This is a genomic window from Serratia sp. BW106, from assembly GCF_002607755.1.
Taxonomy (GTDB): domain Bacteria; phylum Pseudomonadota; class Gammaproteobacteria; order Enterobacterales; family Enterobacteriaceae; genus Serratia; species Serratia proteamaculans.
Map to the genome: position 1 here is coordinate 22,653 of NZ_MCGS01000006.1, position 12,600 is coordinate 35,252.

A 12,600-nucleotide genomic window follows, 5' to 3' on the forward strand; every position below is an offset into this window, starting at 1 on the left:
GCCCGGACAGTCGGGCGGTGCAGACAGGGAACTCATGTCGAAAAACTATCTGAATATCTTCACCCAGCGTAACTCCGCCATCCTCCTGCTGCTGGGCTTTGCGTCGGGTCTGCCGTTGGCATTGACCTCCGGCACGCTGCAAGCCTGGATGACCGTCGAAAACATCGATCTGAAAACCATCGGCATCTTTTCGCTGGTCGGTCAGGCCTATGTGTTCAAATTCCTGTGGTCACCCTTTATGGATCGCTACACCCCGCCATTCCTTGGGCGGCGGCGCGGCTGGTTGCTGATCAGCCAACTGCTGCTGGTGGTGTCGATTGTGGCAATGGGCTTTATGCAACCGGCACAGCATCTATGGTGGTTGGCAGCACTGGCGGTACTGGTGGCGTTCTGTTCTGCGTCGCAGGATATTGTTTTCGACGCCTATAAAACCGATCTGTTGAGCGCTGAAGAACGTGGCACTGGCGCTGCAGTCTCGGTTCTGGGTTATCGGCTGGCGATGCTGGTGTCCGGCGGGCTGGCACTGTGGCTGGCGGATCGCTATTTCGGCTGGCAGTCTACCTACTGGCTGATGGCCGGGCTGATGCTGATCGGTATCGTCGCCACCCTACTGGCACCGGAGCCGGACAACAGCATTCCTGCGCCGCGCACCATGGAGGAGGCAGTCGTCGCCCCGCTGCGTGATTTCTTCGCACGTAACAACGCCTGGCTGATCCTACTGCTGATCGTGATGTACAAGATGGGCGATGCCTTTGCCGGTAGCCTGAGTACCACCTTCCTGATCCGCGGTGTCGGCTTCGATGCCGGGGAAGTCGGGCTGGTGAACAAAACCCTCGGCCTGTTCGCCACCATCGTCGGTGCACTGTTTGGCGGCATGCTGATGCAGCGCCTTAGCCTGTTCCGTGCCCTGATGCTGTTTGGCATCCTGCAGGCGGTTTCCAATCTCGGTTACTGGATACTGGCGGTCACCGATAAAAACATCATGACCATGGGCAGTGCGATCTTCCTGGAAAACCTGTGCGGCGGCATGGGTACCGCCGCCTTCGTCGCGCTGCTGATGACGCTGTGCAACCGGTCATTTTCCGCCACTCAGTTTGCCCTGCTGTCAGCACTGTCGGCGGTCGGTCGCGTCTATGTTGGCCCCATTGCTGGCTGGTTTGTCGAAGCACACGGCTGGCCGCTGTTCTATCTATTCTCGATCGCCGCGGCCTTGCCCGGCCTGCTGTTGCTGCGCCTGTGCCGACAGACGCTGGAATACACGCAGCGCACCGATAACTTCATGCCACGCACTGAATTTCGCCAGTTTTACCGCTGGGCGCTACGCATGCTGACCCTGGGTTGTTCACTGCTGGGGCTGTGGCTGATTCTGCTGATCACCAACGCGCTCGACTGGAGTGCCTTGCCGAACCTGGCCGATCGGTTGTTGCAGTTGGGTGCCGCGCTAAGTCTGGTCGGTATTGTGATGGGCAGTTTGCTGGACTATCTGGCACTGCGCCGCACTAAACTTGCCTGATATCGTCGGCCGGTGATCACACCGGTCGGCAAAAATGCATCAGCGTGATGAGTTTATTTCGGATAAAAGAACATAAATGGCGGAGGAATTATTTTTTTATCCGACTAAGGCACTCGGAAATAAAATTAAATTCACTTTAAATACACAATTATTTTACATTAAATAAACCTTTCCTGCGTATTTAAAAACGACAGCTAAATCTGCCAAACTCAGCATACCTTTAGTTTTCCTTAACATAGAGTCTGCTCGCCACGATTCAGCGAGCCAACGCTTTGTTGCCATTAGTAAATTGTCACGCAACGTGACATCTGTGACCCCCTTAACAGAAAGTGTCAACAAGGCGCTGACACTCCCTTAAGCATGTTTACAGTACTGCAACCTTCCCGTAAAATGCCCGCACACATGAAACGACAATATAGAGCCTTTGTAATTGGGGTCGTTAGATGAGACTTAAGAAATACAATAAAAGTATTGGGATGTTGTCATTAATTGCTTCCACTGTAATGCTCAGCGGTTGCAATATGGTATTGATGAATCCCAAAGGAGCAATTGGTGTTGAGCAACGGACACTGATTATCACTGCAATCGCCTTGATGTTGATCGTGGTGGTACCAGTCATCTTTATGGCGTTCGCCTTTGCCTGGAAGTACCGTGCTTCCAACAAAGATGCCAAATACAGTCCGAACTGGTCACACTCCAACAAAATCGAAGCGGTCGTCTGGACCATTCCTATCATTATCATCGCCATCCTTGGCACCATTACCTGGAAGACTACCCACGAGCTGGATCCGTTCAAGCCGATTGTCACTGACAAGAAGCCGATGACGATCGAAGTGGTGTCGCTTGACTGGAAATGGCTGTTTATCTACCCGGAACAAGGCATCGCAACGGTTAATGAACTGGCTTTCCCGAAAGATGTTCCAGTTGAATTCAAAATCACCTCTAACTCGGTAATGAACTCGTTCTTTATTCCTCAGTTAGGTGGGCAGATTTATGCGATGGCCGGGATGCAGACCAAACTGCACCTGATCGGCAATGAAGCCGGCAAATACGACGGTATTTCCAGCAGCTTCAGCGGTCGCGGGTTCTCCGGCATGAAATTCACCGCCATTGTCACCCCAACCGAAGGCGACTTCGATCAGTGGGTTGCCAAGGTGAAAGCATCGTCGACTAACCTTAACGCCACCAGCGACTTTAACAAACTGGCAGAGCCGAGTGAAAATAACCCGGTCGAGTACTTCTCCAGTGTCAAACCTAATTTGTTCAAAGAAACTATTGGCAAATTCATGGGCGATATGAACATGCACAAGGGCGCTACCACGCACGAAGGTATGGATATGAGCCAGGGTATGGACATGGGTGAACATGCTGCTCACGCCGGAGCCGAGGAATAAACTGATGTTGGGAAAATTAACGATTGATGCGGTTCCGTACCACGAACCGATCATCATGGTCACCGTTGCTGCAATTGTTATCGGGGGCCTGGCTCTGCTGGCGCTGATAACCTATTTCGGCAAGTGGAAATGGCTATGGAGCGATTGGCTGACTTCGGTCGACCATAAAAAAATTGGTATCATGTACATCATCGTGGCAATGGTTATGTTGCTGCGTGGTTTTGCCGATGCCATCATGATGCGTAGCCAGCAGGCGCTTGCGTCCGCCGGCGAGGCCGGATTCCTGCCGCCGCACCACTACGACCAGATCTTTACCGCCCACGGCGTAATCATGATCTTCTTCATGGCGATGCCTTTCGTGGTCGGCCTGATGAACGTGGTTGTACCCTTGCAAATCGGTGCACGTGACGTTGCCTTCCCGTTCCTGAACTCCCTGAGTTTCTGGTTCTTCGTGGTAGGTGTCGTACTGATCAACATCTCTCTGGGTGTCGGTGAGTTTGCGCAGACCGGTTGGTTGGCGTATCCGCCGCTGTCGGGCAAGGAATACAGTCCTGGCGTCGGGGTCGATTACTGGATCTGGAGTCTGCAGATTTCCGGTCTGGGTACCCTGTTGACCGGTGTGAACTTCTTCGCCACCATCATGAAGATGCGTGCTCCTGGCATGCCTCTGATGAAGATGCCGGTGTTCACCTGGGCGGCGCTGTGTACTAACGTCCTGATCATCGTTTCTTTCCCAATTCTGACTGTTACCATCGCGTTGCTGACCCTGGATCGCTACCTGGGCTTCCATTTCTTTACCAATGATATGGGCGGCAACATGATGATGTACATCAACCTGATTTGGGCCTGGGGTCACCCAGAGGTGTATATCCTGGTTCTGCCAGTGTTTGGTGTGTTCTCTGAAGTCACCGCGACCTTCTCAAGAAAACGCCTGTTCGGCTATACCTCACTGGTATGGGCAACCATCGCGATTACCGTTCTGTCGTTCATCGTATGGCTGCACCACTTCTTTACCATGGGGTCGGGCGCGAACGTTAACGCCTTCTTCGGTATCGCCACCATGATCATTTCCATCCCTACCGGGGTGAAAATCTTCAACTGGCTGTTCACCATGTACCAGGGCCGCATTCAGCTCAACTCCGCAATGCTGTGGACCATCGGCTTTATCATCACCTTCTCCGTGGGTGGGATGACCGGCGTTCTGCTGGCAGTACCGGGCGCGAACTTCGTGCTGCACAACAGTCTGTTCCTGATTGCCCACTTCCATAACGTGATTATCGGTGGTGTGGTGTTTGGTTGCTTCGCCGGCCTGACCTACTGGTTCCCTAAATCCTTCGGCTTCACGCTGAACGAAACCTGGGGTATCCGTGCGTTCTGGTTCTGGATCATCGGTTTCTTCGTGGCCTTTATGCCACTGTATGCTCTGGGCTTTATGGGTATGACTCGTCGTATCAGCCAGAACATCAACCCAGAGTTCCACCCACTGCTGCTGGTAGCGGCTGGCGGCGCGGCTCTGATTGCCTGCGGTATCCTGTGCCAACTGATTCAGATCTACGTCAGTGTGCGTGACCGTGAGCAGAACCGTGATCTGACCGGTGACCCATGGGGCGCTCGTACTCTGGAGTGGTCTACTTCGTCTCCACCGCCGTTCTATAACTTTGCCGTAGTGCCACAGATTCATGACCGTGATGAATTCTGGGACATGAAAGAAAAAGGCAACGCTTATAAGAAACCGGCGAAATACGAACCGATTCATATGCCGAAAAATACCGGTGCCGGTGTGATTATTGCTGGCTTCAGCCTGGTATTTGGTTTCGCGATGATCTGGGACATCTGGTGGATGGCGATCGCTGCCTTCGTAGGTATGATCGTGACCTGGATTGCCAAGAGCTTCGATCAAGATGTTGATTACTATGTGCAGGTTGATGAAATCGAGCGCATTGAAAACCAACACTATGAACAAATCAGCAAAGCAGGCGTGAAACATGTCAACTGATACTCTGACTAACCATGATGCAGCCCATGCAGAGCATGGGCACCACGACGCAGGAGAGACCAAAGTCTTCGGATTCTGGATCTACCTGATGAGCGACTGTATTTTGTTTGCGAGCTTGTTCGCGACTTATGCAGTACTGGTGAACGGGACCGCTGGCGGTCCCTCTGGCAAAGACATCTTCGATCTGAAGTTTGTTCTGGTTGAGACCTTCCTGCTGTTGTTCAGCTCCATCACCTACGGTATGGCGATGATCGGCATGAACAAAGGCAAGGTTGGCAGCGTGAATACCTGGCTGTTCCTGACCTTCCTGTTTGGTCTGGGCTTCGTAGCGATGGAAATCTATGAGTTCCATCACCTGATCGTTGAAGGCTATGGCCCGGATCGCAGCGCGTTCCTGTCAGGCTTCTTCGCACTGGTTGCTACCCACGGTCTGCACGTGACTACCGGTCTGGTTTGGATCGTTATCATGATGATTCAGGTCAGCAAGCGCGGCCTGACTTCAACCAATAAAACCCGTCTGATGTGCCTGAGCCTGTTCTGGCACTTCCTGGACGTGGTTTGGATCTGCGTATTCACCGTTGTTTACCTGCTGGGGGTTATGTCATGAGTCATTCATCCCATGAAACTTCTCACGGCGGCGCAAGCCACGGTAGCGTCAAGACCTATCTGATCGGCTTTATTTTGTCGATCATCCTGACGGTGATTCCATTTGCGATGGTGATGAGCGGCACCGCCTCTCATTCAACTATCCTGGCGGTTGTAGTCGGCATGGCGGTCATTCAGGTGGTTGTTCACCTGATTTACTTCCTGCACATGAATACCTCATCGGAAGAGCGCTGGAACCTGGTGGCATTGCTGTTCACCGCTATGATCATCGGTATCGTTGTTGTGGGTTCACTCTGGATTATGTACAACCTCAACATCAATATGATGGTCGATTAAGAGCAGAGCTGGACGTGATGATTAAGCAATACCTGCAAGTAACTAAACCAGGAATTATTTTCGGCAATTTAATTTCTGTCGTCGGGGGATTCCTGCTCGCCTCTAAAGGGAGCATCGACTATCCCCTGTTTCTCGCCACCCTGGTGGGTGTCTCGTTGGTTGTCGCTTCGGGCTGTGTATTTAACAACTACATTGACCGCGACATCGACAAGAAAATGGAGAGAACGAAGAATCGGGTGCTGGTTAAGGGCCTGATCGCGCCGAGTGTAAGCCTGGTTTACGCTACCGCTCTGGGTATTGCGGGCTTTGCGTTGCTGTATATCGGCGCCAACCCGCTGGCCATGTGGCTGGCGGTGATGGGCTTTGTGGTTTATGTCGGCGTCTACAGCCTGTACATGAAACGCCACTCGGTCTATGGCACGCTGATCGGCAGCTTGTCGGGCGCTGCGCCACCGGTTATCGGTTATTGCGCAGTCACCAACGAGTTCGATGCCGGTGCGTTGATCCTGCTGGCTATCTTTAGCCTGTGGCAGATGCCGCATTCCTATGCGATTGCCATCTTCCGCTTTAAAGATTACCAGGCAGCCAACATTCCGGTCCTGCCGGTTGTGAAAGGCATTTCGGTGGCGAAGAACCACATCACGGTCTACATTGTGGCGTTTATGATTGCCACCCTGATGTTGACCCTGGGCGGCTACGCCGGCTACAAATACCTGATTGTCGCTGCGGCGGTAAGCGTATGGTGGCTGGGCATGGCGCTGCGTGGTTACAAAACCGAAAATGACAGCGTCTGGGCACGTAAGCTGTTTGTGTTCTCGATTGTTGCCATCACTTCGCTGAGCGTAATGATGTCTATCGACTTCAGTGCGACAGCCGCACCGGAAGCGCTGATGACGTACGTCTGGTAAGCCAAATCGTCTGTGAATGGGCCGCTTTCGCGGCCCATTTTATTTGTCTCGCCAAAAAGCCGACGAACTGTAATATCTGTTAAACAACATTAGATTTACCCCCCCTGCCCTTCACACTAAAATGACGCAGCTTTGACAGAAGCTATCCCCTCAGGCGTATCACCGATAGCCTGACGGAATGGCTTTTAATGAGGTTTTAATGAACGATAATGCAATGACCCCACTGGAACGACGAGCGACCTGGGGATTAGGAACCGTATTCTCACTGCGCATGCTGGGCATGTTTATGGTGCTGCCGGTACTGACCACCTACGGTATGGCGTTGAACGGCGCCAGCGAAACGCTGATCGGTATCGCCATCGGTATTTATGGCCTGGCGCAGGCGATATTCCAGATCCCCTTCGGCCTGATCTCCGATCGTATCGGCCGCAAGCCGCTGATTGTCGGCGGCCTGCTGATCTTTGCGCTGGGTAGCGTGATTGCCGCCGCGACCGACTCCATCTGGGGCGTGATCCTCGGCCGGGCATTACAGGGCTCCGGCGCTATTGCCGCGGCGGTGATGGCGCTGCTGTCCGACCTGACCCGCGAACAGAACCGCACCAAGGCGATGGCGTTTATCGGCGTCAGCTTCGGTATTACCTTCGCCATTGCCATGGTGGTGGGCCCGATCGTCACTCACGCCTTTGGCCTGCATGCGCTGTTTTGGATGATTGCGGTACTGGCATTGGCCGGCATCGTGATCACTCTGGCGGTAGTCCCTTCCGCCAGCCACCACGTGCTGAACCGTGAATCCAGCATCGTACGCGGCAGCTTCAGCAAGGTGTTGAGCAATTCCCGCCTGCTAAAGCTGAATTTCGGCATCATGTGTCTGCATATCCTGCTGATGTCCAGCTTCGTGGCGTTGCCGCTGGCGATGGAGAAAGCCGGTTTGGCCCCGAGCGAGCACTGGATTATCTATCTGGTCACTATGCTGGTTTCTTTTGCCGCCGTGGTGCCGTTTATCATTTATGCCGAGAAAAAACGCCGTATGAAGCAGGTCTTTATGGGTTGCGTAGCGGTGTTATTCTGCGCTGAGGTGCTGTTGTGGCTATCTGGCGCACACCTGTGGGGCATCATTGCCGGCGTGCAGCTGTTCTTTATGGCGTTTAACGTGATGGAAGCAATACTGCCTTCGCTGATCAGTAAAGAGTCTCCGGCCGGCTACAAAGGGACGGCGATGGGGGTTTACTCCACCAGTCAGTTTATCGGCGTGGCGATCGGCGGCAGCCTGGGTGGCTTGCTGTATGGCCTGCAGGGGGCAGGACTGGTGTTTATCGCCGGGGCGGTATTAGCTGCCGTTTGGTTCCTGGTCAGCAGCACCATGCAAGAACCGCCTTACGTCAGCAGCCTGCGTATTACGCTGTCGGAACTGGCGGTGAAAGATTCGGCGTTGGAAAGCCGCCTGAAAGCCCAGCCGGGCGTGGCAGAAGCGATAGTGGTGCCGGAAGAGCGCAGTGCCTACGTCAAGGTCGATACCAAACAAACCAACCGCGGCCAATTGGAAGCGCTGGTGAATTCACTGTAAAGAAAAGGGCCAGCAAGCTGGCCCACGTTTGATAACAAAGTTGTTTTTAGCCCGCGATACCCGGGCCTAGCGCACCGAGGGGCGCTCCGGCAACTAAAGTTGCTACGACCCCTTCGGCACGCTCTCCCTAATAACTGGCTTTGTCAGTAGTTAGATAAACCTTAATCGCGGAAGTTCTTGAACTGGAAAGGCTGTCCCAGATCGGCACCGCGCACCAGCGCCATCACGCCCTGCAGATCGTCGCGTGACTTGCCGGTTACCCGCACTTCATCACCCTGAATCTGTACCTGGACCTTCAGCTTGCTGTCTTTGATCAGCTTGACGAGTTTCTTCGCCTGGGCACTTTCAATCCCCTGCTTCAGCTTGGCATCCACACTGTAGGTTTTACCGCTGTGAGTCAGTTCGTCCGGGATCTCGAGCGCGCTGCCTTCAATGCTGCGTTTGCTGAGTTTTTCACGCAGAATATCGAGCAACTGCTGCACCTGGAAATCAGACTCACTGGCGACTTTAATGCTTTCGTCTTTTTCGTTCAGCTCAAAACTGGCCGGCACGTTACGGAAATCCCAACGGGTGCCAAGATCGCGCGTGGCGTTCTCGACGGCGTTACGCACTTCCTGCATATCAATTTCGGAAACAATGTCGAAAGATGGCATACTTCTTCCTCCTGAATGAGAGCCTAATGCGATAGGCGATTTCGATGCCGAGCATGATAACCGCTTTAGCGCCGCAGGCAAAATCTGCTGAAGCTACCGGCGAATAAGCCGTCGAACAGCAGAAAAGTCTATAATTATAAGACCGTCATTGAGCGATATTCCCGTTACCCCCCAGGAGTCTGGATGAAAATAACTATTCTTGGTTGCGGTGCGCTCGGACAACTGTGGCTCTCCCGGCTTTATCAGCAGGGTCACGATGTTCAGGGATGGCTACGAGTGCCACAGCCCTTCTGCGCAGTGAACGTGATTGAGCCGGAAGGCGCTTCATTCAACCGTAATTTGCCCACCAACGATCCCGAACATTTAGCCCAGAGCGAACTGCTGCTGGTCACGTTGAAGGCCTGGCAGGTGTCCAGCGCGGTCAGCACGCTGCTGCCAAAGCTGAACCCGCGTTGCGCCATCCTGCTGCTGCACAACGGCATGGGCACCCAGGATGAACTGCCGCCGAACAACCAACCGATACTGCAGGGTACTACCACCCATGCGGCGCGCCATGACGGCAGCACTATTATCCATGTCGCCGGTGGCACCACCCATATCGGCCCGACCTCCCCGGCGGCGCAATCCCTTAGCCACCTGGCGGAAGTGCTGCATCAGGCCCTGCCTGACGTCGCCTGGCACAACAACATTGCCTCGGCGAACTGGCGCAAGCTGGCGGTCAACTGCGTGATCAACCCACTAACGGCGCTGTATAATTGCCGTAATGGTGATTTACAACGCTATCCGGAGCAAATCGAGACCCTCTGCCGCGAGGTCGCCAGCATCATGGAAATGGAGGGCTACCACACCTCATGCGAAGGCTTGCAGCAATATGTCATGGAGGTGATCCAAAGCACCGCAGACAACGTCTCTTCGATGCTGCAGGACATCCGCACCCAGCGGCACACCGAGATCGACTACATTACCGGCTACCTGCTGCGCCGCGCGCGTAGCCACGGCGTGACTCTGCCAGAGAACGCACGACTGTTTGAATTGATTAAGCGAAAGGAAAATGAATATGAGCGTATCGGCGCTGGTCTGCCTGGCACCTGGTAGCGAAGAAACCGAAGCCGTCACCACCATCGATCTGCTGGTACGGGCCGGTGTCAAAGTCACCACTGCCAGCGTGGCCGGCGATGGCGACCGGACTATAGTCTGTTCACGCGGGGTAAAGCTGCTGGCCGACGCGCCGCTGGTGTCGATTGTGGACGATCATTTTGACGCCATCGTGCTGCCCGGCGGTCTGAAAGGCGCCGAGTGCTTCCGTGACAGCCCGCTGCTGGTGGAGAAAGTACGTCAGATGCACCTGCAGGGCAATATCGTCGCCGCCATCTGCGCAGCACCGGCGCTGGTGCTACAACACCACGATCTGTTCCCCATCGGCAATATGACCGGGTTCCCGGGGCTGAAAGAACAGATCCCGGCCGACAAATGGATAGAAAAACGTGTGGTGTTTGATCCGCGCGTTAACCTGCTCACCAGCCAGGGGCCGGGAACCTCGATGGAGTTTGCGCTGAAGCTGATTGATTTGCTGCTGGGTAAAGCCAAAGCGGCGGAGATCGCCGCTCAGTTGGTGTTGATACCGGGAATGTACGATTTCCGCGATTAAATCACGGGGGCGGCAGATGCGCCCCCTGAATGACTTACGGGCGGTAAACCTTCACGTTGGTGAAGCCCTGCTCCAGCAAATATAGCGCCTGCAGGCGGCTCATCACGCCACGCTCACAGTACAGCAGGTAGGTTTTGCTCTGATCCAAATCGCCAAACTGGCTGCTGAGCTTGTAGAACGGCAGCGGTTTCACCTCAACCTGCTCCAGCTTCAGCGGCTTGTCTTCCTGCTCATCGTTAGAACGAATATCCAGGATCACCTGATCAGCGTCAAACTCTGCCACGGTTTCCACTTCGGCAACCTGCTCCTGCGCCTGTTCGGCGATGGTGCGGATATCCACGTTCTTGGCTTCGCTAACCACGCGATCAAGAATGCTGAAATCAAAGTGCCCTTCTTCCTCTTCGATCTTGGCTTTAATCGCCTTCACCGTCGGGCTTTTTGAGATCACGCCGCAGTATTCCGGCATGGTCTTGGCAAAGTCTTCGGTGCCAATCTCACGCGCCACTTTGATGATGTGCTCTTTGTCGTGAGAGATCAGCGGACGCAGGATCAGCGTATCGGACGCGTTGTCGATCAAGCGCAGGTTAGTCAGCGTCTGGCTGGAGACCTGCCCCAACGCCTCACCGGTCACCAGTGCCTGCACGCCATAACGTTCGGCTATCTGTGAAGCGGCACGTACCATCATGCGTTTAAGCACCACGCCCATCTGACCGTCTTCGACCTTTTCCAGGATCTCGCCAACCACAGGTTCAAAATCGATAGCGATAAAGCGCACCTTGTGCGAACTGGCAAAGCGGTTCCACAGGTAATGAGCCACCTGCCGCACGCCAATTTCATGCGCGGCACCGCCCAGATTAAAGAAGCAATAATGCACGCGGCAACCACGACGCATCAGCATATAGCTGGAAACGCCCGAGTCGAAACCACCGGAAATCAGCGACAGCACGTCTTCCTGAGTCCCGACCGGATAACCGCCGATGCCTTCACGGCGAGCTTTAACCAGCATCAACTTGTCGTCTTCGATCTCCAGATTGACCGTCACCTGCGGATGCGACAGCTTAACGCGAGCGCTGGCAATGTGCTGGTTCAGACCGCCGCCAACGTAACGTTCTACGTCCTGCGAATTGAAGTCCTGCTTGCCGCGGCGCTTAACGCGCACGCAGAAGGTTTTGCCTTCCAGTTGCTCGCGATAGGCTTCCAGCGTCTGCTCAAAAATGTGGTGCATATCGGTATAGTCGCGATCTTCCACTTCCAGGATGTGGTGAATGCCAGGAATGCGCGTCAGCGCATCGGCAATCACAGGCCGCTGGTTTTCATCTTTGGCGCGAACTTCGATATGATCCCAGTGACGGACAACCGCCAGTGTTTCATCATACTGCTTCAGGACGTTGCGAATACTGGTCGAGAGGATCTTGATAAAGCGCAAGCGCACAGATTGGCTCTTGATGGTGATTTCCGGGAACAATTTAATGATAAACTTCATGGCGGTCTTTATTGTCAGAATTACGAGGGAAAAGGATTTACAATGTATATGCGATTGATAAAACCAACGGGGTTGCCGAATGTTTTATCAATCGCATTTGCGGCGCAGAGTATACCACTATCTGGTGGGGCTCGGTGCACAAAACCACACAGGTACGCCATGATTTGCTAATCAAGATCCGCTAGGATAGGCTCTGGCGTCACTGTTCACATGATGATGTAAAAAGAAAATTATGCCAAAAAAACCTGCACAATCAGACAGTACAGAGCAAAGCGTCAGCTTTGAAAACTCCCTCAGCGAGTTGGAAAACATCGTGACGCGTCTGGAATCGGGTGAGCTACCGCTGGAAGACGCGCTGAATGAATTCGAACGCGGCGTACAGTTGGCGCGTCAGGGCCAGCAGAAATTGCAGCAGGCGGAGCAACGCGTACAGATTTTGCTTAACGACAGCGCCGATGATGCCGCGCTGGCGCCTTTCACACCGGATGCCGAGTAATTA

Annotated in this window: 12 protein-coding genes; 10 read left to right on the forward strand and 2 right to left on the reverse strand. The window is 54.0% G+C overall.

Going from position 1 to position 12,600, the window contains the following annotated elements; genetic code table 11:
- Positions 1 to 34 precede the first annotated feature (34 nt).
- The 7 genes from ampG to BEI65_RS04385 all read left to right on the forward strand — a co-directional run bounded on the left by ampG (position 35) and on the right by BEI65_RS04385 (position 8,317).
- Positions 35 to 1,513 (forward strand): muropeptide MFS transporter AmpG, encoded by a 1,479-nt coding sequence (gene ampG, locus BEI65_RS04355; protein ID WP_099062286.1) that lies wholly within the window; start codon positions 35 to 37, stop codon positions 1,511 to 1,513.
- A 443-nt stretch (positions 1,514 to 1,956) separates the two neighbouring features.
- Positions 1,957 to 2,907 carry a cytochrome o ubiquinol oxidase subunit II gene (cyoA, locus tag BEI65_RS04360; protein ID WP_037424327.1) on the forward strand — a complete coding sequence of 317 codons (951 nt, stop codon included), beginning with the start codon at positions 1,957 to 1,959 and terminating at the stop codon, positions 2,905 to 2,907.
- A gap of 4 nt (positions 2,908 to 2,911) precedes the next feature.
- The gene (gene cyoB, locus BEI65_RS04365) at positions 2,912 to 4,903 is read left to right on the forward strand and encodes a cytochrome o ubiquinol oxidase subunit I (protein ID WP_085115455.1); all 1,992 of its coding nucleotides are present in this window, start codon (positions 2,912 to 2,914) and stop codon (positions 4,901 to 4,903) included.
- A complete protein-coding gene (locus tag BEI65_RS04370) occupies positions 4,893 to 5,510 on the forward strand; it encodes a cytochrome o ubiquinol oxidase subunit III (RefSeq protein WP_012005528.1) in 618 nt (205 codons plus the stop codon). Before cyoB ends, BEI65_RS04370 begins: the two co-directional genes overlap by 11 nt.
- Positions 5,507 to 5,845: a cytochrome o ubiquinol oxidase subunit IV gene (locus BEI65_RS04375; protein ID WP_012005527.1), complete on the forward strand. Its 339-nt coding sequence runs from the start codon at positions 5,507 to 5,509 to the stop codon at positions 5,843 to 5,845. The genes BEI65_RS04370 and BEI65_RS04375 overlap by 4 nt, the downstream gene beginning before the upstream one ends.
- Positions 5,846 to 5,862: 17 nt before the next feature.
- Positions 5,863 to 6,753, forward strand: a complete 891-nt coding sequence (cyoE, locus tag BEI65_RS04380; protein WP_012005526.1) for a heme o synthase — start codon at positions 5,863 to 5,865, stop codon at positions 6,751 to 6,753.
- 199 nt (positions 6,754 to 6,952) lie between these two features.
- Positions 6,953 to 8,317: an MFS transporter gene (locus tag BEI65_RS04385; RefSeq protein WP_099062335.1), complete on the forward strand. Its 1,365-nt coding sequence runs from the start codon at positions 6,953 to 6,955 to the stop codon at positions 8,315 to 8,317.
- 161 nt (positions 8,318 to 8,478) lie between these two features.
- Here the strand turns inward: BEI65_RS04385 and BEI65_RS04390 are convergent, their stop codons facing one another.
- A complete protein-coding gene (locus BEI65_RS04390; RefSeq protein WP_085115451.1) occupies positions 8,479 to 8,970 on the reverse strand; it encodes a YajQ family cyclic di-GMP-binding protein in 492 nt (163 codons plus the stop codon).
- A 183-nt stretch (positions 8,971 to 9,153) separates the two neighbouring features.
- Between BEI65_RS04390 and panE the strand changes: the two genes are divergently transcribed.
- Complete coding sequence (gene panE / locus BEI65_RS04395) at positions 9,154 to 10,065, forward strand: 2-dehydropantoate 2-reductase (RefSeq protein ID WP_099062287.1); 912 nt, start codon at positions 9,154 to 9,156, stop codon at positions 10,063 to 10,065.
- Positions 10,028 to 10,618: a protein deglycase YajL gene (yajL, locus tag BEI65_RS04400; protein ID WP_099062288.1), complete on the forward strand. Its 591-nt coding sequence runs from the start codon at positions 10,028 to 10,030 to the stop codon at positions 10,616 to 10,618. Before panE ends, yajL begins: the two co-directional genes overlap by 38 nt.
- A 34-nt stretch (positions 10,619 to 10,652) precedes the next feature.
- Here yajL and thiI read toward each other — a convergent pair whose 3' ends face one another.
- The gene (thiI, locus tag BEI65_RS04405; RefSeq protein WP_099062289.1) at positions 10,653 to 12,101 is read right to left on the reverse strand and encodes a tRNA uracil 4-sulfurtransferase ThiI; all 1,449 of its coding nucleotides are present in this window, start codon (positions 12,099 to 12,101) and stop codon (positions 10,653 to 10,655) included.
- A gap of 232 nt (positions 12,102 to 12,333) precedes the next feature.
- On the opposite strand from thiI, the gene xseB reads away from it, so the two are divergent.
- Positions 12,334 to 12,597, forward strand: a complete 264-nt coding sequence (xseB, locus tag BEI65_RS04410) for an exodeoxyribonuclease VII small subunit (protein WP_099062290.1) — start codon at positions 12,334 to 12,336, stop codon at positions 12,595 to 12,597.
- The last annotated feature ends 3 nt before the right edge of the window (positions 12,598 to 12,600 follow it).

Excerpts from the sequence above, each read along its gene's own strand:
- ampG (WP_099062286.1), top strand. The coding sequence starts at position 35 with ATGTCGAAAAACTATCTGAATATCTTCACCCAGCGTAACTCCGCCATC.
- cyoA (WP_037424327.1), top strand. The coding sequence starts at position 1,957 with ATGAGACTTAAGAAATACAATAAAAGTATTGGGATGTTGTCATTAATT.
- cyoB (WP_085115455.1), top strand. The coding sequence starts at position 2,912 with ATGTTGGGAAAATTAACGATTGATGCGGTTCCGTACCACGAACCGATC.
- BEI65_RS04370 (WP_012005528.1), top strand. The coding sequence starts at position 4,893 with ATGTCAACTGATACTCTGACTAACCATGATGCAGCCCATGCAGAGCAT.
- BEI65_RS04375 (WP_012005527.1), top strand. The coding sequence starts at position 5,507 with ATGAGTCATTCATCCCATGAAACTTCTCACGGCGGCGCAAGCCACGGT.
- cyoE (WP_012005526.1), top strand. The coding sequence starts at position 5,863 with ATGATTAAGCAATACCTGCAAGTAACTAAACCAGGAATTATTTTCGGC.
- BEI65_RS04385 (WP_099062335.1), top strand. The coding sequence starts at position 6,953 with ATGAACGATAATGCAATGACCCCACTGGAACGACGAGCGACCTGGGGA.
- BEI65_RS04390 (WP_085115451.1), bottom strand. The coding sequence starts at position 8,970 with ATGCCATCTTTCGACATTGTTTCCGAAATTGATATGCAGGAAGTGCGT.
- panE (WP_099062287.1), top strand. The coding sequence starts at position 9,154 with ATGAAAATAACTATTCTTGGTTGCGGTGCGCTCGGACAACTGTGGCTC.
- yajL (WP_099062288.1), top strand. The coding sequence starts at position 10,028 with ATGAGCGTATCGGCGCTGGTCTGCCTGGCACCTGGTAGCGAAGAAACC.
- thiI (WP_099062289.1), bottom strand. The coding sequence starts at position 12,101 with ATGAAGTTTATCATTAAATTGTTCCCGGAAATCACCATCAAGAGCCAA.
- xseB (WP_099062290.1), top strand. The coding sequence starts at position 12,334 with ATGCCAAAAAAACCTGCACAATCAGACAGTACAGAGCAAAGCGTCAGC.